This is a genomic window from Leucobacter viscericola (genome assembly GCF_011299575.1).
In the GTDB taxonomy this organism is placed as follows: domain Bacteria; phylum Actinomycetota; class Actinomycetes; order Actinomycetales; family Microbacteriaceae; genus Leucobacter; species Leucobacter viscericola.
The window spans coordinates 1,661,194-1,682,188 of record NZ_CP049863.1 but is presented as its reverse complement, the minus strand read 5'-3'; the positions used below and the strand labels follow the sequence as shown (position 1 = coordinate 1,682,188).

The 20,995-nt window shown below is 62.5% G+C and carries 20 protein-coding genes and 1 tRNA gene; 14 read left to right on the top strand and 7 right to left on the bottom strand.

What is annotated here, in order from left to right; translation table 11 throughout:
* Positions 1-62 precede the first annotated feature (62 nt).
* Positions 63-1,547, top strand: coding sequence for a CoA-acylating methylmalonate-semialdehyde dehydrogenase (locus G7068_RS07540; RefSeq protein ID WP_166290741.1), 1,485 nt, complete (start codon positions 63-65; stop codon positions 1,545-1,547).
* Positions 1,548-1,561: 14 nt separating this feature from the next.
* Positions 1,562-2,950: an aspartate aminotransferase family protein gene (locus tag G7068_RS07535; protein ID WP_166290740.1), complete on the top strand. Its 1,389-nt coding sequence runs from the start codon at positions 1,562-1,564 to the stop codon at positions 2,948-2,950.
* A 99-nt stretch (positions 2,951-3,049) separates the two neighbouring features.
* Here the strand turns inward: G7068_RS07535 and hisD are convergent, their stop codons facing one another.
* Positions 3,050-4,375, bottom strand: a complete 1,326-nt coding sequence (hisD, locus tag G7068_RS07530; protein WP_166290738.1) for a histidinol dehydrogenase — start codon at positions 4,373-4,375, stop codon at positions 3,050-3,052.
* Positions 4,376-4,446: 71 nt separating this feature from the next.
* Here hisD and G7068_RS07525 point away from each other — a divergent pair, with 71 nt between their 5' ends.
* Entirely contained in the window at positions 4,447-5,391 is a 945-nt protein-coding gene (locus G7068_RS07525) for a LysR family transcriptional regulator (protein ID WP_166290736.1), read from the top strand.
* On the opposite strand, the gene G7068_RS07520 is transcribed toward G7068_RS07525, so the two are convergent.
* A complete protein-coding gene (locus G7068_RS07520; protein WP_166290734.1) occupies positions 5,378-6,202 on the bottom strand; it encodes a nitrilase-related carbon-nitrogen hydrolase in 825 nt (274 codons plus the stop codon). The genes G7068_RS07525 and G7068_RS07520 overlap by 14 nt on opposite strands.
* A gap of 239 nt (positions 6,203-6,441) precedes the next feature.
* Between G7068_RS07520 and G7068_RS07515 the strand changes: the two genes are divergently transcribed.
* The 3 genes from G7068_RS07515 to G7068_RS07505 all read left to right on the top strand — a co-directional run bounded on the left by G7068_RS07515 (position 6,442) and on the right by G7068_RS07505 (position 9,944).
* A complete protein-coding gene (locus G7068_RS07515; RefSeq protein WP_166290732.1) occupies positions 6,442-7,905 on the top strand; it encodes a purine-cytosine permease family protein in 1,464 nt (487 codons plus the stop codon).
* A 227-nt stretch (positions 7,906-8,132) separates the two neighbouring features.
* Complete coding sequence (locus G7068_RS07510) at positions 8,133-8,600, top strand: MarR family winged helix-turn-helix transcriptional regulator (RefSeq protein ID WP_244304776.1); 468 nt, start codon at positions 8,133-8,135, stop codon at positions 8,598-8,600.
* A 48-nt stretch (positions 8,601-8,648) separates the two neighbouring features.
* On the top strand, positions 8,649-9,944 hold the full coding sequence (locus G7068_RS07505; RefSeq protein WP_425280502.1) for an MFS transporter: 1,296 nt from the start codon (positions 8,649-8,651) through the stop codon (positions 9,942-9,944).
* A 30-nt stretch (positions 9,945-9,974) separates the two neighbouring features.
* Here the strand turns inward: G7068_RS07505 and G7068_RS07500 are convergent, their stop codons facing one another.
* The 4 genes from G7068_RS07500 to G7068_RS07485 all read right to left on the bottom strand — a co-directional run bounded on the left by G7068_RS07500 (position 9,975) and on the right by G7068_RS07485 (position 12,904).
* Positions 9,975-10,436: a hypothetical protein gene (locus G7068_RS07500; protein WP_166290728.1), complete on the bottom strand. Its 462-nt coding sequence runs from the start codon at positions 10,434-10,436 to the stop codon at positions 9,975-9,977.
* Positions 10,437-10,576: 140 nt separating this feature from the next.
* Positions 10,577-11,239 (bottom strand): CE1759 family FMN reductase, encoded by a 663-nt coding sequence (locus tag G7068_RS07495; RefSeq protein ID WP_166290726.1) that lies wholly within the window; start codon positions 11,237-11,239, stop codon positions 10,577-10,579.
* An 11-nt stretch (positions 11,240-11,250) separates the two neighbouring features.
* The gene (locus G7068_RS07490) at positions 11,251-11,703 is read right to left on the bottom strand and encodes a MarR family winged helix-turn-helix transcriptional regulator (protein ID WP_166290724.1); all 453 of its coding nucleotides are present in this window, start codon (positions 11,701-11,703) and stop codon (positions 11,251-11,253) included.
* 10 nt (positions 11,704-11,713) lie between these two features.
* The gene (locus tag G7068_RS07485; RefSeq protein ID WP_166290722.1) at positions 11,714-12,904 is read right to left on the bottom strand and encodes an LLM class flavin-dependent oxidoreductase; all 1,191 of its coding nucleotides are present in this window, start codon (positions 12,902-12,904) and stop codon (positions 11,714-11,716) included.
* Positions 12,905-13,040: 136 nt separating this feature from the next.
* On the opposite strand from G7068_RS07485, the gene G7068_RS07480 reads away from it, so the two are divergent.
* Genes G7068_RS07480 through G7068_RS07470 form a run of 3 tightly spaced genes read left to right on the top strand, consistent with a single transcriptional unit; the run spans position 13,041 to position 16,515 of the window.
* Positions 13,041-13,727: an ATP-binding cassette domain-containing protein gene (locus tag G7068_RS07480; protein ID WP_166290720.1), complete on the top strand. Its 687-nt coding sequence runs from the start codon at positions 13,041-13,043 to the stop codon at positions 13,725-13,727.
* A gap of 40 nt (positions 13,728-13,767) precedes the next feature.
* Entirely contained in the window at positions 13,768-15,915 is a 2,148-nt protein-coding gene (locus G7068_RS07475; RefSeq protein WP_166290718.1) for a YhgE/Pip family protein, read from the top strand.
* 42 nt (positions 15,916-15,957) lie between these two features.
* Entirely contained in the window at positions 15,958-16,515 is a 558-nt protein-coding gene (locus G7068_RS07470; protein WP_166290716.1) for a TetR/AcrR family transcriptional regulator, read from the top strand.
* 72 nt (positions 16,516-16,587) lie between these two features.
* Here G7068_RS07470 and G7068_RS07465 read toward each other — a convergent pair whose 3' ends face one another.
* Positions 16,588-17,790 (bottom strand): pyridoxal phosphate-dependent aminotransferase, encoded by a 1,203-nt coding sequence (locus G7068_RS07465; RefSeq protein WP_166290714.1) that lies wholly within the window; start codon positions 17,788-17,790, stop codon positions 16,588-16,590.
* Between the two features lie 178 nt (positions 17,791-17,968).
* On the opposite strand from G7068_RS07465, the gene G7068_RS07460 reads away from it, so the two are divergent.
* From G7068_RS07460 to rplA, 5 genes are all read left to right on the top strand, one after another.
* Positions 17,969-18,044 (top strand) — tRNA-Trp (locus tag G7068_RS07460).
* A gap of 52 nt (positions 18,045-18,096) precedes the next feature.
* Positions 18,097-18,372 carry a preprotein translocase subunit SecE gene (secE, locus tag G7068_RS07455; RefSeq protein ID WP_166290712.1) on the top strand — a complete coding sequence of 92 codons (276 nt, stop codon included), beginning with the start codon at positions 18,097-18,099 and terminating at the stop codon, positions 18,370-18,372.
* Between the two features lie 80 nt (positions 18,373-18,452).
* Positions 18,453-19,274 carry a transcription termination/antitermination protein NusG gene (nusG, locus tag G7068_RS07450; protein ID WP_166290710.1) on the top strand — a complete coding sequence of 274 codons (822 nt, stop codon included), beginning with the start codon at positions 18,453-18,455 and terminating at the stop codon, positions 19,272-19,274.
* Between the two features lie 479 nt (positions 19,275-19,753).
* Positions 19,754-20,182 carry a 50S ribosomal protein L11 gene (rplK, locus tag G7068_RS07445; RefSeq protein ID WP_166290708.1) on the top strand — a complete coding sequence of 143 codons (429 nt, stop codon included), beginning with the start codon at positions 19,754-19,756 and terminating at the stop codon, positions 20,180-20,182.
* Positions 20,183-20,193: 11 nt separating this feature from the next.
* On the top strand, positions 20,194-20,883 hold the full coding sequence (gene rplA / locus G7068_RS07440) for a 50S ribosomal protein L1 (RefSeq protein ID WP_166290706.1): 690 nt from the start codon (positions 20,194-20,196) through the stop codon (positions 20,881-20,883).
* Positions 20,884-20,995: the final 112 nt, after the last annotated feature.

Here is a 20,995-nt window from a genome sequence, read left to right as displayed (position 1 = left end):
GTAATCGCTGGGATCGAGAGATCCCGAACACAATGACCGAAATGAGAAAGAGGGCGAACCGAATGGCACGCATCCCCCACGTTATTGGCGGCGAGAAGATTGATGCCGGCGAGCGGTACCAGCCGGTGTTCAACCCGGCGACCGGCGAGCAGCAGCACGAGCTGGGCATCGCCTCGGCGGCAACCGTCGAGCAGGCAATTGCTGCGGCTGCGGCAGCCCTGCCGAAGTGGCGCAAGACGAGCCTCACCAAGCGTGCGGATGTGTTCTTCAACCTGCGTCAGCTGCTGAAGCAGCGCACGCCCGAGCTCGCGGCGATCGTCACGAGCGAGCACGGCAAGGTGCTCTCTGACGCAGCTGGCGAGATCGCCCGTGGCCTTGAGAACGTTGAGTTCGCCTCCGGTCTGCTGCACCTGCTCAAGGGTGAGCGCGACGAGCAGGTTTCGACTGGCGTTGACGTCCACTCGGTCAAGCAGCCCGTCGGTGTTGTTGCGGCGATCACGCCCTTCAACTTCCCGGTCATGGTGCCCCTCTGGATGATCGCGAGCGCCATTGCCTGCGGCAACACCGTTGTACTGAAGCCTTCCGAGCGCGACCCCTCGGCTTCGATCTTCATCGCGGATCTCTTCCGCGAGGCTGGTCTGCCCGACGGTGTGCTCAACGTTGTGAACGGCGACAAGGTTGCCGTCGACACACTGCTCGATAGCCCTACGGTTAAGGCCGTCAGCTTCGTTGGATCCACCCCGATCGCCCGCTACATCTACGAGCGCGCCGCGGCAAACGGCAAGCGCGTACAGGCACTCGGCGGCGCGAAGAACCACATGATCGTGATGCCCGACGCTGACCTCAACATGGCAGCCGACGCAGCGGTCTCCGCAGCCTACGGTTCGGCAGGCGAGCGCTGCATGGCGGTCTCCGTTGTTGTTGCCGTTGGCGGCGTCGGTGACGAGCTCGTCAGCAAGATCGCGGATCGTATGAAGGATCTCAAGATCGGTGACGGCACGGATCCCTCCTCTGAGATGGGCCCGCTGATCACCAAGGAGGCTCGCGACCGCGTCGAGTCCTATGTCGAGGGCGCCGCTGCCGAGGGTGGCGTCGTGGTCGTCGATGGCCGCGAGACCAAGTTCGAGGGCAACGGCTTCTTCACCGGCGTCTCGCTGATCGACCACGTCAAGACCGACAGCAAGGTGTACCGCGAAGAGATCTTCGGGCCCGTGCTCGCGATCGTGCGTGTTGACACCTACGAGGAGGGTGTGACCCTCATTAACGAGCACCAGTTCGGCAACGGCACCGCGATCTTCACCCGTGACGGTGGCCTCGCTCGCCAGTTCGAATTCGAGGTTGAGGCTGGTATGGTCGGCATCAACGTGCCGATCCCCGTGCCCGTTGGATCCTTCTCGTTCGGTGGATGGAAGGACTCGCTCTTCGGCGATTCCCACATCTACGGTCCCGAGTCGGTGCACTTCTACACCCGCAGCAAGGTCATCACGACGCGCTGGCCGAACCCCGACCAGTCGAAGGTTGACCTCGGCTTCCCGAGCAACAGCTAAGCGAGGACGGCAACATGACTACCTACACAGATCTGAACGGCACCGAGCAGTCCTTCGGTGACACCGACGCCCAGCGCGAGGTTCGCGCGAACGACCGCCAGTACGTCTTCCATTCGTGGTCGGCGCAGGAAGCCATCAACCCGCTTCCCATCGCTAAGGGCGAGGGCGTGCGCTTCTGGGACTACGACGGCACCGAGTACCTCGACTTCTCGTCGCAGCTCGTCAACCTGAACCTGGGTCACCAGCACCCGGGGCTCGTCAAGGCGATTCAGGATCAGGCCGGGCGTCTCGCGACAATCCAGCCCGCCATGGCAAACGACGTGCGCGGCGAGCTCGCCAAGCGCATCGTTGAGCACTCCTTCGAGGGAGCGCGCTCGGTCTTCTTCACGAACGGCGGCGCCGAGGCGATTGAGTACGCTGTGCGTCTCGCTCGCCAGTCGAGCGGCAAGCGCAAGATCCTCTCGCGCTACCGCTCGTACCACGGCTCGACGGCAACCGCGATCACCATGACCGGTGAACCGCGCCGCTGGGCGAACGACGTGATCGACGGCGAAGTTGTGCACTTCTTCGGTCCCTACGCCTACCGCAGCGCGTTCTGGGCCGAGACTCCCGAGCAGGAGGCCGAGCGTGCCCTGAAGCACCTCGAAGAGCAGATTCAGCTTGAGGGTGCCAGCACCATCGCGGCGATCGTGCTCGAGACGGTTACCGGCACCAACGGCGTGCTCGTGCCGCCGCCCGGTTACCTGCCCGGTGTGCGCGCGCTCTGCGACAAGTACGGCATCCTCATGATCTGCGACGAGGTGATGGTCGGCTTCGGCCGCACCGGTGAGTGGTTCGCGTACCAGGGCTTCGGCGTAAAGCCTGATCTCGTGACCTTCGCGAAGGGTGTCAACTCGGGTTACGTGCCGCTCGGTGGTGTCGTGATTTCCGAGGAGATCCACAAGGCGTTCGCGCACAAGGCGTTCCCCGGTGGCCTCACCTACTCGGGTCACCCCCTCGCGTGTGCTGCCGGTGTTGCAACCTTCGACATCTTCGAAGAAGAGGGCATCATCGAGCGCGTTCGCGATCTCGGCTCACGTGTGATCGAGCCGCGCCTTCGCGAGATGGCCGCCAAGCACCCCTCGGTCGGCGAGTACCGCGGCAAGGGACTGTTCTGGGCGCTTGAGCTGGTGCTGGATCGCGAGACCCGCGAACCGCTTGTGCCGTTCAACGCCGCGGGCGAGGCTGCTGCCCCGTTCAACGCCGTGGTCGCCGCGTGTAAGGCCGCGGGCCTGTGGCCGTTCGCCGCGGGCAACCGCCTGCAGATCGCGCCGCCGTTGATCATCTCGGAAGAGGATCTGGTCAAGGGTCTCGACATCATCGACGCCGCGCTCGACGTGGCAGATGGTTACGTCACGAAGTAACCCAACATGGGCCCGCTCTGAGAGCGGGCCCAAACAAATGACTGTGTGCCGCTTCCCGAGATGGGAAGCGGCACACAGTTATTTTCGGGGGTTTGCGGATCAGGCCGCACCCTCAACGAAACGGTCAAGACGCATCTGGGCTGTTGCGGCGTGGGCCGACATACCTTCAGACTCTGAGATAGTGATTGTCGCTGGTGCAAGAAGCGGTGTCGCGTTGCGCTCGACGCGCTGGTAGGTGAGCGGCTTCAGGTAGCGCGACACCGAGAGGCCCGCGCTGTGCTTGGCGCCGCCAGCGGTGGGCAGCGTGTGGTTTGTGCCAGCCATTCCCTTGTCGGAGTAGGCGACCGTGCTCCACTCGCCCAAGAACACCGAGCCGTAGTTGCGCAGGTGCTCGTGGTACCAAACATCGTCTGCGGTGATGACTTCGAGGTGCTCGGGTGCCAGATCATCCATGAGTGCGACCGCAACCTCGCGACTGTCGGCGACGGTCACTGATCCGAAGTCACGCCACGCGGGTCCGCAGATGTCCGATGTCGACAGGGTGGGCAGTTGCCTCTCAACAGCCTCCATGACGGCGCGACCGTGCGATTCGCTTGTCGTGACGAGAGCCGCGGGGGAGTTCGGGCCGTGCTCCGCCTGACCGAGCAGATCAGCCGCGACGAGCTCGGGATCCGCCGTCTCGTCTGAGAGGACCGCGACCTCGGAGGGGCCAGCGAGTAGGTCAATGGCCGCTCGGCCGAAAAGCTGTCGTTTTGCTTCGGCTACAAAGGCATTACCAGCCCCGACAAGCATATCGACCGGCAGTTCATCGACGAGACCGTAGGCCATGGCAGCGAGTGCTTGGACGCCACCCAGCAGGAAAACGCGGTCTACTCCTGAGACGTGCGCTGTGTAGAGCACCGCATCGTTTGCGGCACCTGAGGGCTGCGGAGGAGTGCAGGCGATGACGTGGGGAACCCCCGCAGCTTTTGCGACTCCGACGGTCATAAAGGCGCTCGCGGTGAGCGGAAAGCGACCGGCGGGCATGTACGCGCCGACGCGACCAACCGGAACGTACCGCACCCCCGTGTGCAGCCCGGGCGCGAGTTCCACATCAAAGTCGACGTGTCCCTCACGCTGTCGCTGGGCGAATCCCTGTGTGCGCTCTGCACCCAATTCGATTGCCTCGCGCAGGGCAGGATCGAGCCGATCCCCGCTGCTTGCGATGTGGTTGGCGGCGATCTCAAAGCCGTCGCCTTCCCAGCGGTCGAGCTTGCGAGCGTAGTCTTGAACGGCGTCGATCCCTCTCCGTTCAATGTCGAGCAGCATGGTCGAGACGGTCTCAACCACCTTCGGGTCTCGCTGCGCTGCTGGCACATCAAGCGGGGTCTTGAGGCGCGTAAAGTGGCCGGCGTATTTTTCGAGGACTGGCGTCGTGAACTTCATGTTCTTGATGCTAGAAACCCGCGTTCCAAAGAACAATAGGCAGGAAACTCTAGATGACATAGTCTTGCGCTATGACAATCACGCAACTCCGCGCGTTCGTAGCAGCGGTTGATGGGGGTTCTTTCACCGCGGCCGCTGACGCTCTCGGAGTTTCGCAACCCACGGTCTCCGCGCTGATCCGAAAACTCGAAGAGCACCACCGGCTGCCGCTGTTCATTCGCACCGGGCGGCGTCTGACCCTCACGGCTGCGGGATCCGAACTCCTTGCTTGGGCACGCCAGATCGTCGAGACCGCCGAACGTGCAGATGAGGCGCTCGTTGAACTGCGCGGAGTGCAGCGGGGCACAATCTCGCTCGGAGTCTTGCGAAACGCGAACTTTTACTTTCTGCCCGACATGATCGAGCTGTTTCACCGTGCGCGCCCCAACGTACAGCTGCGACTCTTCGGGCAGAACTCGTTTGAGGTTGTTGAGGGTGTTCGTGAGGGCGTGCTCGAGGCGGGGATCGTGGTGCTGCCGGTGCCCGACGACGAGCTTGAAGTGTTCCCGCTCATTCAAGACGAGGTGCTGTGGGCAAGCGCTTCGCCCGATCACGTGGCGCAACCCGTCACGATCGACCAGGTCGTCTCAAACCCGGTGGTGCTGTACGACGTGAGTCACAGCTGGAACGATCCCACGAGGCGTCAGCTGAGCGAGCGGGCTCAGGAGCGCGGACTGCGCCTCGAACCGCAGTTCGAGGTTGAATACCTTGAGGCTGCGCTTGAGTTGGTCTCGCGCGGACTTGGCGACACGATGGTGTCGCGGGCCGTCACGAGGAGCGCTCACTTTCCTGACGGCATCCATGTCGCCCCGTTTGAGACGCCCATGTACGACACCATCGCGGTGATTCGCCGTAGAAACAGCATTCTGTCGCCCGCGATTCTTGAACTCATCGACATTGTGAGCGCGCTGCTGCGTCAGCGTGCGCCCCGAATCGTTGGGGAGGCCCCGCCAGCGCCTGCCTCTACGAACGAGTGAGGCGTCCGTAGAACTCTGGTCGGCGATCCTCAAAGAGATCGTTCCGCTCGCTAATACGGCGACGTTCGGGGTCGAGCGTCACGAGGGCATCGTGTCGGCCAGATTGATCCATCTCTCCGGTCGCCCAGCCGTCGGGGCCGATGATCGTAGTGCCCTCGGTCCAGCGAGTGCCACGCTCTTCGCCGCTGCGGTCGCAACACGCGATCGCCAGACCAGACACCCGGGCGGCAGCCATTGCCTGCACCACTTCAGGTGCGTGTTCACCCTGTGGGCGTTCAAGCAGCGGCCAGTTGGTGGGCACCGCGAGCAGATCTGCCCCGCGGAGAGCGAGCGACCGTGGCAGTTCGGGGAACTCGAGGTCGTAACAGATCACAACACCAAGTTTGCCCGCGGGGGTATCGATGACCGGGGGGTCTTCGCGCCCGGGCGTGAACACGAGCTTCTCCGTGTCCCAGAGGTGTAGCTTGCGGTAGACCACAGGTGGTGCGCCGGGAGTGAGTGCGACGGCGCTGTTGTAGACGACGTCGCCGCCATCCTCGCAAAACCCGACTACGACGCTCATGTTCTCGCCAAGTATTTCTTGCCACCGCAAGAACAGCGGAGAGTCTGCGGGCAGCGCGGCTTCGCGGGCCTCCTCCGGGGTGAGCGAGTAGCCACTCGTTGCAAGCTCCGGCAGCACGAGTAGATCGACGTTGTCTTGAGCGGCACCAGCGATCTCAAGCTCGATCTGTCGAATGTTGTGTTCGGGATCGGCGATGATCGGGCTGAGTTGCACGCAGCGAATTCGAACTGTTGTGAGGGTGTTTGTCACTTCATCACCTGTCTCGGCTTGCACGATTAGGGCGGGTCTCCAAAGAAGCACCCGCTCATAGGATCACACATTCCCCGCGTCTGTACCCCGTATCGCACCAGATTTCCGGTATAGATAAAAGCGATGGATTGTAGAGGAAAGCACCGCCTGGTGCTGTAGGGGTCTTGCGCCTAACCTCGGGGATTGGACGCGAGTCCCTGCGCCGATGCAGGGGCGTGAAGCGTGACGAAAGGGATCCCATGGCGAACTCCACACTCGCTGAAGACCTGCAAGATCGAGGACCGCTCATTGAATCGCGTTCGATCGAGTGGGTGCCGCTCAACGAGAGGAGCGGCTCACCGAAGAGCCTCTTCTCGCTGTGGTTCATGTCGAACGCAAACATCACAACGCTCGCCACGGGAATGCTGGGCGCCGCGTTGGGCGGCTCATTTGCAGTCTCTGCGCTCGCGATCCTGCTCGGTGTTGCTGTCGGCACAGTCTTTACTGCCTTCCACTCCGCGCAAGGGCCGCAGCTTGGCCTGCCGCAGATGATCCAGTCCCGCGCGCAGTTCGGGTATCGTGGGGTCGCCCTCATCTGCCTCATCGTGGTGTTTAGCCTGGTCGGTTTCAACATGTTCAATCAGATGCTCGGTGCCGAGATTCTGGTGAAGGTGACCGGTGTTGATGTCAACGCCCTCTGGTACTTCATTATTAGTGCCCTTGCGCTGATGCTCGCGATCTTTGGTTACCACTGGATTCACCGCACCCAGAAGTGGCTGACCTGGCTGTTTCTACTGACGTTCGGTGTGCTCACCGTTGCCGCGATTGTGCTTGTGCCCCTTCCCGCCGACCAGTTCAGCTTTACGAGCTTCACCTGGGTGTCGTTTCTGGTGCAGTTTGGTGCCGCGGCGGCCTACGCGCTCGGATGGGCGCCCTACGTCTCCGACTACTCACGCTACCTACCACCAGAGACTAAGCCAGGCCGCGCGCTGTTCTACACCTACAGTGGGATCTTTGTTGGAGCCTCCTGGCTCATGCTTCTTGGTGCATTTGTTGCTGCGACGTTTGCAGCGTCGGATCCGATTGGTGCGGTGCGGGATCTTGCCGAGCGAGTCCTGCCGGGTTCGGGCAACATGCTGCTTATTGCCGCCTTGCCTGGTCTGGTCGCCGTGATTACCGTCAACATCTATGCGGCTGCCATGGAGCTGATCACTGTTGCGGACTCCGTGCGACCTCTACGACCAACGAGGGCTGTCAGGATCATCGCGACCAGCCTGATCGCGGCCATTGCATTCGTGGGTTCGGTGCTGAGCACGGGAGCCTTCCTCGATAGCTTCGGCAGCTTCCTCGTCATCTTGCTGTACGTGCTCGTGCCCTGGACCTCAGTGAACCTCGTTGACTACTTCTTTGTGCGGCGCGGGCACTACGTGATTTCTGAGATCTTTCGACCGGGCGGGCTCTACGGAAACTGGGGTTGGCGTGGCATGGTGGCCTATGCCGCGGGTCTCATTGCGATGGTGCCGTTTGCCGTGACCGCCTGGTATGTCGGGCCCGTGGCGCAGGTTTTGGGTGGAGCCGACATTGCACTGTTCGTTGGATTGATCGTTTCAGGCCTCGTGTATCTGCTGCTGGGTCGCACGATCGACCTGGCGGCCGAGCGTGAGGCTGCCGCCGCTGACAAGCTGGCAACGGGCGCCCACGCAGTTGTGTTTGCTCGGGAGTAGTGAACGCTCGGGCTGGAGTCCGTGCCACCCCTGCGTGAGTTGGCCGCCAAGCGCCCCTCGGTTTCCAAACCACATCCTCTGGTTCGGGGGTCAGTTTCTGGTACTAAACCACGGTTTAGTGCCAGAAACTGACCCCCGAACTGTTGCGGGGACGTGCTCAAACCCATTTACATAGCGAGGCTATGTAAATTGTGCTAGCGTTGCCTTCGCAGACTTCAGGAGGCATCGTGCAGGATCAACGCGGGGAGACCGACCGCTCGGCCGCGCTCAGCGACGGTACGCTCGACAACACCGCGCTCGAGCTCATCCGCTCAGCCGCGCGTTTCACCCGAATGGTCGCCCGTGTGCCCGGCATCACCTACTCCTCCGTAGCCTGGCGCGTGCTCGCCGACCTTGCAGAGCAGGGCTCAGCGCGGGTCAGTGAACTCGCAGCGCAGCAGCGAGTCGCCCAACCAACCATGACCGCGCTCGTTAACCGACTCGCTGGCGAGGGCTGGGTAGATCGCAGCCCCGATCCCGAGGACGGCCGCGCGACGCTGGTGGTCATTACCCCGGCGGGTGAAGAAGCCCTCAATAACTATCGGCACTCCATGGCCGAGCGCATCGTGCCGCTTCTCGTTGAGCTCTCCGAGCAGGATCGCAGAGCGCTCGATCGTGCCGCCGAAATCATGCTGGGCCTGAGCGAGCAAGTCTAAACGCACAGATCTCCACCCAAACTTAGAAACAATCACGACCAAGGAGTCATCACGAGCACCATCACCGATCCCAAACCAAGCGCAACCGCAGCACCCGCGCGCCGACCCTCGATCCTGCGCCAACCGACCGCCGTCTGGGCGATCGGTTTCGCGTGTGCGGTGTCGTTTATGGGTATTGGGCTTGTGGATCCGATCCTGCCAGCCATCAGCAACGAACTGGGCGCGAGCCCGAGCGAGACGATGCTGCTCTTTACGAGCTACCTCTTCATCACCGGCATCGCGATGTTCTTCACGAGCTGGGTGTCGGGCCGCATTGGTGTGAAGAAGACTCTGCTCGCCGGTCTCGTGCTGGTTGTTGTGTTTGCAGCGCTCGCGGGTTCCGCGGGTTCGGTCGACGCGATCATCGGCTTCCGCGCCGGTTGGGGGCTCGGTAACGCGCTCTTCATCTCAACGGCACTCGCCGCGATCGTGGGAGCGGCCTCCGGTGGCTCGCGCCAGGCGATTGTGCTCTACGAGGCCGCGCTCGGGATCGGCCTCGCTGTTGGGCCACTCATCGGTGGACTGCTCGGAGAAATTTCATGGCGAGGCCCGTTCTTCGGAACCGCCGCGCTCATGTGCGTTGCACTCATTGCGATCATCGCCCTGCTGCGCCAGCCTAAAGACGCTCCCAAGCCACAGCACGTCTCGATCTTTGCGAGCTTCCGTGCCCTGCGAAACCCTGCGCTGCGCGGTCTCGCTATCGTCGCCTTCTTCTACAACTTTGGCTTCTTTGTGCTGCTCGCCTACAGCCCGTACCCGCTGGCAGCGGCCGCCAAGGCCGCGGGCCTCGACTTCGGAGCGCACGAACTAGGCCTGGTATTCTTCGGCTGGGGTCTGGCTCTCGCGATCACCTCGGTGCTCGTCGCGCCGATCCTGACCCGCCGCTTCGGCCTGCGCCCGGTGCTGTTCACCATGCTGACCGCGTTGACCGTGTGTCTCGTGCTGCTGGGATTGCTCGCTGACGTGCTGTCCGGTCTGATCGCGGTTGTCATCGTTAGTGGACTGCTGCTCGGTGTGCTCAACACCGCGCTTACCGAGGCAGTGATGGAGGCGACGGATCTGCCACGCAACGTGGCCTCGTCGACCTACTCCGGTGTGCGCTTCCTGGGTGGTGCAATCGCCCCGGCGGTTGCGGGGCCCATCGCCGAGTCGTTCGGTGCCCCCGTTCCGTACTGGGTCGGTGCAGCGGCTGTCGTTGTTGCGATTGTGATGCTCGGGATCGCGGGCCACCATCTCGCCCACATTGGACGGCCTCACGAAACCACTGAGGGGGAGGCCCAGGCGATCGCCGCCGGAGACGCTTAGGCGGCGATCGCTAGGCCAATGGAGTCGGGCCTAGTAAAGCACCATCAACGTGAAGATGACGCCGATAAGGCCGAGCGCTCCGAGGCAGATGCCGATGATCGCCATGGCGAGTGCACCGCCCTGGGAGGGTGCACCAGCACGCTTTGCTTTTGAAAGCTGAATGAGCACGCTGATGCCGCTCAGAACAGCCACGGTTCCCGCGATTGCGCCGAACAGGAACAGCGAGATCGCGCCAGCAACAATGGAGATGATGCTGGTCGTCATCGTGGACTTGCCCTTGGTAAGCGGTCCCGATGCCCAAGCAGGAGTAGGAGCGCCCTGCTGGGGCTGCTGCATCTGTGGTGCCTGCATCTGCGGTGCCTGCGGGTAGGACGGCGCGGGCTGGGCTGGCTGCACGGGCTGCACGGGCTGTGCGAACTGTGGCGCTGACGTGGCGGGGGCCGCTTCGGGCTGCTGCTCTGCCGGATTGCCGGGCTGAAGGTTTTGTGTCATTTCGTAGGCCTCGAGATATGTGTACTAAAAAGTGAGTGCTGAATGCACCTGGGTCGCGAGAGTCAAACGAAAAAGTTCTGGGGAAGATTTACGGTCAACACACCACTCCCCGCCGCAATTCTAGTCGTTACCGGGGTGGGCTACCGACCACCGGTCGCCATGCGCATCAGTTCGGTGTCGAGATCGATGCCAAGTTCAGATCCGCCGGCGCTGCCGTAGGAGTGCTGGTATGCGCCCCACGCATCGTCACGCACGGTCGAGCGGAACCCAGCGACAACGAGCACTACGAGCTCTGTCGCAGCGCGATCCACGCGCTTGCTAAGGTCGCTGCCATTCCAGTCGTCGGGGGAGGCAAACAGCGAAGTCGGCACGGTGATCGTGCGCAGGTAAGCGAAGAGCCCACGCAGCTGGTCGTCGATCACGAGCGCGTGCCGGTCGCTGCCTGCAGTCGCAGCGAGCAGCACCGGGGTGCCGATGAGCAGGTCGTTGTCGAGCACCTGGAAGAACGCGGTAAACAGTCCGCTCGCCCCCGCTTTGTACACCGGAGTCGAAGCGATCACGGCGTCGGCGTCACGCAGCACGTCGATCGCGTTCTGCAGGTCTGGGGAGATGTGTTGCGCCACGAGAGCGGAGGTGATGTCGTTTGCCAGGGCCCGCAGATCGATCATGCGAGTCTGAATCTCGACACCCTGCTCGGCGGCAAGTACGGCGACACGACCGGCCGCTTGGCTCGCGAGCATCGTCGTCGTAGAGGGATCACTCGTGCCCGCGGTCACCACGGCGAGTGTTTTGATAGTGGTCATTTTGAAGTCCTTTATGTGTTCTGAGAGCCGAGAAGTTTTTTGCACAGCCGCTGCAGCTCCCGCATCTCCGCCTCAGTCAGTTCGCCGCCCACGTCGCGGGCAACGCTTTTTGCGTGGGCCCTCCCGACCTCGCGCTGCACGCGAATGCCTTCCTCCGTGAGGGCGACCTGCACGGCACGGCCGTCGGTCGCATCAGGGCAGCGAGACAGCAGCCCGCGAGTGACGAGCCGATCCACCGCGCGTGAGAGAGCAGGCTGGCTGAGCAGCACCCCCTGCTGGATCTCGCTGATCCGCATCGGTCTCCCGCCCTTTGCGAGTGTGTAGAGCACGTCGTACTCGGAGACCGTTGCTTCGCTCCACATGTCTTCAGCGGCGTAGCGCCCCATGAGGGTTGCGTGCGCCGTCATCAGCGCCTCCCACGCCTCGTTTGCGAGGCGAACATCAATGCGAGTGTTGGTTCCCATGGTCGGCAGCCTATCCACCGAGCCCAAAGGCCGCACCCGTTTTGGCTGCTGTGTCTTGATACGGGGAGCCACCGGTCACGTTGTCGCCGCGGTTCGCGTTCGGTCGCGGCTGACGCGGTGCTTCGTCGCCGTACTTGGCCTGGACCCGCGAAGCGTGTGACGGGGTGTCGGGCGTTCCGGGATCCCGCAGCGCTTCGAGCTCGCGCCGCAGTACGGGCACGACTTCTTCTCCCAGCAGATCGAGCTGCTCAAGCACGGTCTTGAGGGGCAGCCCGGCGTGGTCGATCAGGAACATCTGGCGCTGGTAATCGCCAAACGTCTCGCGGAACCCAAGAGTCTTGTCGATGACCTCTTGGGGACTGCCGACGGTGAGTGGTGTTTGCTGCGTGAAGTCTTCCATGCGCGGGCCGTGGCCGTAAACGGGTGCCTCGTTGAAGTAGGGGCGGAAGCCGTCAACCGCATCCTGCGATTTCTTCGCAATGAACGCCTGCCCGCCGAGCCCAACGATGGCCTGCTTCTGCGTGCCGTGGCCGTGGAACTCGTAGCGTTCCCGGTAGAAGCGCACGAGCCGCAGGAAGTGCTCCGACGGTGCGAACAGGTGGTTGGCGAAGAAGCCGTCACCGTAGAAGGCTGCCTGCTCGGCGATTTCGGGGGTGCGGATCGAGCCGTGCCACACGAACGGGGGCACGTCATCGAGCGGGCGCGGCGTTGAAGTGAAGCCCTGTAGTGGCGTGCGGAAGTTGCCTTCCCAGTCGACTACGTCTTCACGCCACAGCCGGTGCAGCAGGTTGTAGTTTTCGAGTGCGAGCGGAAGTGCGCTGCGAATGTCTTTGCCGAACCAGGGGTAGACGGGTGCCGTGTTGCCGCGGCCGAGCATCAGATCCATGCGACCGTCTGCAAGGTGCTGCAGCATCGCGTACTCTTCGGCGATCCTCACCGGGTCATTTGTGGTGATGAGAGTGGTCGAGGTGCTCAGCTTCAGCGTGCTCGTTTGCGCGGCGATGTAGGCGAGCAGGGTCGTCGGTGTTGACGAGAAGAATGGCGGGTTGTGGTGCTCGCCGATCGCGAAGACGTCGAGACCGACCTCTTCCGCTTTGCGCGCGATCTGCACGGTTGCTTTGATGCGCTCCGCTTCGCTGGGCGTCTCGCCAGTGATCGGATCGCGGGTGATGTCGCTAACCGAGAAGATTCCGAATTCCATGATGCTCCTCATCTATATGCGTGTGCATGTAAATGTAACACGGGATCTTGAAATCTATTCCCGCGGGGTTGACGTAATCTCGAAAATAGTTTTAAACTGACTGGTCGGTACAAAAACTCAGGAAAGCCAGGACGCAGTGCAGACAGCATTTTTCGAGGATCTCGCGCAGAGATCCAAACGCACCCTTCGTCTGGAAGACGCCGTGGTGAACGGCCCCCGCGGCGCGGTCTTCGGCCCCCTCGCAGTGGAAAGCGACAGCGCCATCACCATGATCTGTGGATCCCGCGGCAGCGGGCGGACAGCGCTGCTGCTCGTGCTGGCCGGTCGCATGCGGCTGAGCTTGGGATCGGCCGAGGTCTTGGGTACCACTCGCTTGGCTGAGATGCGTCGCCGCATCGGAATCGCGGGCTTCGCTGACATTGACGCGCTTGAGCCGACGGCCACGGTATCCGCGACCCTGCGCGAGCGCCTTGCCTGGGTTTCGCCCTGGTATCAGCGCACGCCCAAAGTTACGCCCGCTGCGGCGCGCGAGCTGCTCGCCCGGGCATTTGGAGATCTTGCGCAGCCCGCAGCAGACACTCTTGTTCAGGATCTCGTGCCCGCCGACGAGATGCTGCTGCGCATCGCTCTCGCCCTGACAGAATCGCCACAGATGCTCGTCATCGATGATTTCGATGAGCTGCGAAGCTCGGCCGATCGCCAACTCGTAGCTGACCGGCTGACTGCCCTCGCGGCGACCGGAATTCGGGTGGTTCTCGCCACAACCGATCCCGCAGACGCGATGCACTTTGCAAGTGAGCCTCCAGCGCTCATTGAGCTGTAGCCCCAACTCCAACCGCTTCAACACGAATCGAAGATCCCGAATGTCACTTTTTACCACCGGAACCGAGCTCGGCCGCTTTCGCAAGGGCACCCTCCCCAAGATCGCCATTGCGGTGCTGCTGTTCATTCCGCTTATCTATGGAGCCCTCTACCTCTGGGCATTCTGGGCGCCAACCGACAACATGGATCGGCTACCTGTTGCGATCGTGAATCTCGATAAACCAGCAGAGAAGCCGGATGGCGGAGAGCTTTCTGCCGGCGCTGACGTCGTTCATGAACTGCTCGATGGCGGCGACCTCGACTGGCAGACCACAAACGCCAAGGAGGCGGCTGAGCGGGTGTCAGACGGTGATGTCTACTTTTCGGTGACCATCCCGGCTGATTTCTCGGCAACGCTGGCCGGGCTTCAAGATGATCCCAAAGCCGGGCAGATCGATGTGGTGTACAACGACAATAACTCCTTCCTTGCATCCACCCTCGGCAAACAGGCAATGGTGCAGCTGCGAGATGCGGTTGCCGAAACGACCACCCGCACGGCTGCTGAACAGGTGCTTGTGGGGGTTGAGAAGCTCAGTGACGGTACTCGCGATGCTGCGAAGGCGGCTGACAAACTCAACGATGGTTCTGCAGCGCTTGAGCAGGCGAGCGGCAAACTCAGCGCAGGACTCGGTGACTTCTCTGAGGGAACGTCTCAACTCGCGGATAGTGCCCCTCAGCTGGCGGCGGGAGTCAACACACTTGCGAACGGCCTCGGCGAGGCGACAACCGGCAGCGCAACACTCGCGTCGGGCAGCGCAGAGCTTGCCAGCAAGACCAGTGAGGCCTCAACAGGCGCCACGGCGCTGAGCGAGGGCATGACCGCGCTCAGCGAGGGCGTCTCGACGCTCAACACCAAAACGGGGGAGGCCGCTGCGGGTGGTGCGCAGCTCTCGACGGGCATAGGCAATCTTGCTGCGGGTGCTGAGAGTGTTGCGCAGGGCACGGGGCTGATCGCTCAACTCGCAGCGGCAAACCCCGACATGACGCTCGCTCAGTTGGACGCGGCGTTTGCGGGGAAGGGGTCGTCTCTCGGCGCACTCGCGCAGGGAGCAAGTGCGTTGCAGACAGGAGCGGGCACCGCCGCAACCTCCGCGAGCACGCTCAGCGAGGGGCTCTCCGGGCTAAGCCAGGCCACGACAACGCTTAATTCGAAGACCGCAGAGGCTTCGACCGGAGCGGCCAATCTTTCTGGTGGGCTTGCGCAGCTCGCCACGGGTGCGCAGACGGTGTCCGACGGCAATGCCACGCTCTCCTCCAAGCTCGGTACCGCGGCGACGGGGGCGAACACACTCGCGTCCAAGTCCAGCGAGTTGGTTCCCGGAACCGCGAAGCTTAGTGAGGGGGCAAAGAAGGCGGATGCGGGATCAACCCAGCTCGCCGAGGGGGCCACCAAGCTGCATGAGGGTTCCGACACCTTCGCCACGAAGCTCAGCGATGGCGCCAAAGAGGCCCCGAGCTTTGCGAGCGGTCAAACAGATCGCATCGCCACCACGATGGCGGCACCCGTCGAGCTGCACGAGACCACGGAGAACCCTGTTCAAGGGTTTGGTGAGGGCTTCGCCCCGTTCTTCATTGCACTAGCGACGTTCGTGGGTGCACTCATTACCTGGCTGATCCTGCACGCCATGCCGCGACGCCCTCTCGCCACAAACACCTCTGGGCTGCGCACGGTGCTCGCGGGCTTCTGGCCCGCCGCGATCATTGGTGTTGGGCAGGTTGCCATCATGATGGCCGTGCTCGTATTCGGGATCGGGATCCGGCCCGCGCACTGGCTTGGCATGTCGCTGTTTATGCTGCTTGTGACCTTCGCGTTCCTCGCGCTGCAGCAAATGTTTATCGTGCTTCTTGGCACCGCAACAGGTCGCGTGGTGAGTCTTGTGCTGCTGATGCTGCAGCTCTCCTCGTCCGGGGGAACTTACCCCGTCGAGACCACACCCGGATTCTTCCAGGCGCTGCACCCGTTCATGCCGGCCTCGTACGTTGTTGACGGGCTGCGGCAGATGATTGGGGGAGGCGTTGACTATAGGTTCTGGGTGGCGCTTGCGGTGATGTTCGCGGTTCTGCTTGGATCGCTCGCGCTCAGCGCCGCTTCCGCTCGCAGCCAGAAGGTGTGGACGATGAAGCGGCTGCACCCCGAGCTCGCGATTTAGGCGGGGTCAGCGACCCTCGCATAAACACGAGAGGATAGGACCATGGCACGTGTGAACACGAAGCAGCTCATCACTAACGCGGCGGTGGCCGTTGCTGCCCAGTACGGAATCAGCGGCGCGTCGATGGACCTGATTGCGGAGACCGCGGGGGTCGCGAAGGGCAGCCTCTATTACAACTTTGCTTCGAAGGACGCACTGTTCGAAGAGGTGATGCGGGACGGGTTCGAGCGGCTTGCCGGGGCAATTGATGCGGCGCGTGAGGGCGCTGGTGGTGCCCCGGACACGCTGCCGAGGGTGGTCGCCGCAGCCACCCTGGAGACGCTCCGTGAGAATCTCGACCTCGCAAAGCTCATGGCGTCTGAGATCTTCCGCACTGATCGCGCCTGGGCAGACACGATGGTGCTCGCTCGAGCATCGGTGGTGGTGCGCTACCGCGACGTGCTGCGGGCGGCGCACCCCGCGACCCCGGAGTCACAGATCACTGAGACTGCCGGTGCCGCATTCTTTGGAGCGCTTGCTGGGGCCTGCCTTGACTGGCTGCTGTTCCACCCGGATCAGCCGGTCGATGCCGTGCTGGACCAGGTGCTTCGGGATCGCTAGCCGATCCCCAGAATGACAAAAGCCGCCCCCGTTAGGAGGCGGCTTTTGTGCAGGGCTGGCTCGATCCTGAACCTAGGCCCCGAGCAGCTTCTGAACGCGCTTGATGCCCTCGAGCAGTGCCTCGTCACCGAGCGCGTAGCTGAAGCGCAGGTAACCGCTTGGGCCAAAGGCCTCGCCCGGTACCGCGGCAACTTCGGCCTCTGACAGGATCAGGTCAGCCAGCTCGAGTGAGGTCGTGGGAGTGACCCCGCCGTAGCTCTTGCCGAGGGCCTCGGTCACGTCAACGTAAGCGTAGAACGCGCCCTCGGGGGTGGGGCAATTGAATCCGGGAACCTTGCTCAGCTCTGCGACAATCACCTTGCGGCGGCGATCGAAGGCGAGACGCATGTCTTCGATGGGCTGCTGCGGGCCAGTGAGTGCCTCGATGGCTGCGCGCTGCGCAATGTTGTTGATGTTCGAGGTGAGGTGCGACTGCAGGTTTGAGGCGCCCTTGACGATGTCTGCGGGGCCAACCATCCAGCCGAGTCGCCAGCCGGTCATTGCGTAGGTCTTGGCGACACCATTGACGAGTACGGCCCGATCCTGAATCGCCGGAGCGGCTTCAACGATCGAAACGGCGCGCACGCCGTCGTAAGTGAGGTTCTGGTAGATCTCGTCGGCAACGACCCAGAGGCCCTTTTCGACTGCCCACTCGCCAATGGCACGGGTCTCTTCTGCGGAGTAGACAGCGCCGGTCGGGTTTGAAGGCGACACAAAGAGCAGCACCTTGGTGCGCTCGGTGCGGGCGGCCTCAAGCTGATCGACCGTAACCTTGTAGCCCTGATCGGCGCCCGCGAACACCTCGACGGCAACTCCGTCGGCAAGCTGAATCGCCTCGGGATAGGTGGTCCAGTATGGCGCTGGCAGCAGCACCTCGTCGCCCGGATCGAGCAGCGACTGGAAGGCCTCGTAGACGGCCTGCTTGCCGCCGTTGGTCACGATCACCTGGGAAGGATCGACGGCCCAACCCGAATCGCGCGCGGTCTTCTCTGCGATTGCCTTCTTGAGTTCGGGCAGACCCGCCGCGGCTGTGTAACGGAAGTTCTTGGGGTCATCAAGTGCTTTTCTCGCCGCGTCAACGATGTTCGCTGGCGTTGAAAAATCTGGTTCACCGGCGGCGTAACTGATGACTGGGCGGCCTTCGGCCTGGAGAGCCTTTGCTTTGGCGTCAACCTTCAGGGTTGCCGACTCGGCGATGGCAGCGATCTTCTTCGAAAGGCGGGAAATGTTGCTCACCCTCCAAGCCTACGACACAACAGGGTTGTGGCGGGTTTTGGGGTCGCTGAGAGTTTGATGCTTGTCGCAGCCGGGTTAGACAAGCCGTTCAGGATCACGTAGAGTATTGCGAGGTAGTTGACTTCTGCCAGAATTTCCTATGCCTAAAGGCTACGGAAGGCTGGAGGTTAAATTCCGAAGGGCGGTGGCTCAATTGGTAGAGCAGCGGTCTCCAAAACCGCAGGTTGCAGGTTCGAGTCCTGTCCGCCCTGCCACTCCCGGCTGGTGCCTACAGCACCAGTCGGGACAATGTGAAAGGACAATCTAGTGAGCAGCAGCGAGGTCGACGAGAGCGGCGGCGGGCTTGTCGAGCGCGCCAAAGCAGACAGTGCCGCAAAGCGGAGCTGGTTTGGGCGCATCATCCTGTTCATTCAGCAGGTTATTGCTGAGCTGAAGAAGGTCGTTACCCCGACCCGCAAAGAGCTCATCAACTACACGCTTGTGGTGCTCGCGTTCGTTGTTGTCATGATGGCGCTCGTCTGGGTGCTGGATCAGGCCTTTGGCTGGTTCACCCTGTTCCTCTTCGGGTCGCCACTCGGCTAATTGTTCTCTGGGTCTAAACGGCCCGGATCCCGAACCTTACGCGTTTCGAATCTTAAGCAAAGCAAAGGCATGAAAATCAGATGACGAGCGATAACAGCATGAATCCCGAGGCTGACCTCGACGCCGCGCTTGATGCGCTGGCGCACGGCACCGACCCGGTTGTCGACGCTGCTGTAGAAGATGCTCTCGACATCGACAATGCCGAAGAGGCCGAGGCCGCCGCCAACGCGATCGTTGACGAGGAAGCTGAAGAAGAGGCCGAGGTTGAGGCTGAAATCGACTCGGCTGAGGACCCCTACAAGGCTTTCAAGAAAGATCTGCGCCGTCGTCCCGGTAAGTGGTTTGTGATCCACACCTACGCCGGTTACGAGCGCAAGGTGAAGTCCAACCTCTGGAACCGCCGCGAGACCATGGGTGCCGTTGACGACATCTATGAGATCCAGGTTCCCATGGAAGAGGTCATGGAGGTCAAGAACGGCCAGCGCAAGATGGTGACCCGCGTGCGGATCCCCGGTTACGTGCTCGTTCGTATGAACCTGACCGAGAGCACCTGGTCTGTCGTTCGCCACACCCCCGGTGTTACCGGCTTTGTTGGCAACGCCCACAACCCCGTGCCGCTGCGCCTGAACGAGGCCTTCGAGATGCTGAAGAGCACCGTCGAGCTCGAGCCCGCAGCGACTGCCAAGGGCAGTGCAGCTGCGACCGCCGCTGCCGCGGGCAACGTCGAGATCGACTTCGAGATCGGCGAAACCATCACCATCAAGTCGGGCTCCTTCGAGGGCCTGCCTGGCACGATCAGTGAGATCAACCCCGCAGCGGGCAAGCTCACCGTGCTGGTGTCGCTCTTCGAGCGCGAGACCCCGGTCGAGCTCAGCTTCGACCAGGTCACCAAGATGGTCTAGTAGTTCTTTGCAAAAGCCCCGCTTCGGCGGGGCTTTTGTGTTTTTGGGGTGTCTGGTCCCGGCCCTGGCCTGGCCTGGCCTGCCCGGGGGCGTTTCGACCCCAACCCTCTCCGACCCCGCCCTCTCTGACCCACTGGCCCCACCCCCTCTCCGAGTTGGAGTCAGTTTCTGGTAAAAAAACGCGGTTTAGTGCCAGAAACCGACCCGAAAACGGGGTTGGCGGGTGGCGGGTGGCGGGTTGGCGGGTGGCGGGTTGGTGGGTGGCGGGCGAGGCTGGTGGGGTGGCAGGGTAGTGGGCCGGGGCGGCGGGACCGGGCTCGGCCCAGAACCCGCACGTGCAGGATCGGCAGAACTCAGGTATGCTTATTTGGTTTGCGGCTTCTTTCGGGAATGGCGCGAACCACACCACGCTTCGGATCGGCCGGAGAGGTGGGAGAACTGCGCCGCAGGGTGCAGCTTCGAATCGAAAGGAAACAATCATGGCTAAAGCCAAGAAGGTTACCGGTCTGATCAAGCTTCAGATCGCAGCCGGCGCTGCCAACCCGGCACCCCCCGTGGGTCCCGCGCTGGGTCAGCACGGCGTCAACATCATGGAGTTCTGCAAGGCGTACAACGCGGCTACAGAATCCCAGCGCGGCAACGTCGTGCCCGTCGAGATCACGGTGTACGAGGATCGCTCGTTCACGTTCGTGCTCAAGACTCCTCCGGCAGCTGAGCTCCTGAAGAAGGCAGCTGGCGTGCAGAAGGGCTCCGGCACCCCTCACACCGTTAAGGTTGCGAAGGTTACTGCTGAGCAGGTTCGCCAGATCGCCGAGCAGAAGAAGGCTGATCTGAACGCGAACGACATCGACGCAGCGTCGAAGATCATCGCGGGCACCGCTCGCTCCATGGGCATCACGGTCGAGTAAGGGCAACGGACATGGCACAGAAGTCAAAGGCGTACCGCGCCGCCGCCGCAAAGATCGGCGAAGATAAGTTTTACACTCCCGCTGAGGCTGTCGCCCTGGCGAAGGAGACCGGTTCAACCAAGACTGACTCAACCGTTGAGGTTGCAGTCAAGCTTGGTGTGGATCCCCGCAAGGCAGACCAGATGGTGCGCGGCACCGTCAGCCTGCCCCACGGTACCGGCAAGACCGCACGCGTTATCGTGTTCGCAACCGGTGCTGCAGCTGAGGCAGCTCTTGCAGCTGGTGCTGACGAGGTTGGTGGCGACGAGCTGATCGAGAAGGTTGGCGCAGGCTACACCGATTTCGATTCGGCTGTTTCGACCCCCGAGCTCATGGGCAAGGTTGGCCGTCTGGGTAAGGTGCTTGGTCCCCGTGGCCTCATGCCGAACCCCAAGACCGGCACCGTTACCCCGGATCCGGCCAAGGCCGTAACCGACATCAAGGGTGGCAAGATCGAGTTCCGCGTTGACAAGCACGCTAACGTTCACTTCATCGTGGGCAAGGCGTCGTTCACCGCTGAGCAGCTCACCGACAACATCAACTCGGTGCTCGACGAGATCTCACGTCTGAAGCCGTCTTCGGCCAAGGGCAAGTACGTGCAGAAGGGCGCCGTTTCGACGACCTTCGGCCCCGGCATCCCCCTGGATGTCAGCGGCCTGTAATCGCACCACTTAAAACGGCCCCCTGCTCTGGCAGGGGGCCGTTTTTGTTTTATGCAGCATCTCTGCCGGTACTGGCACGCCGGCCGGTTCGAAGCGGCGATATTGAACCGGC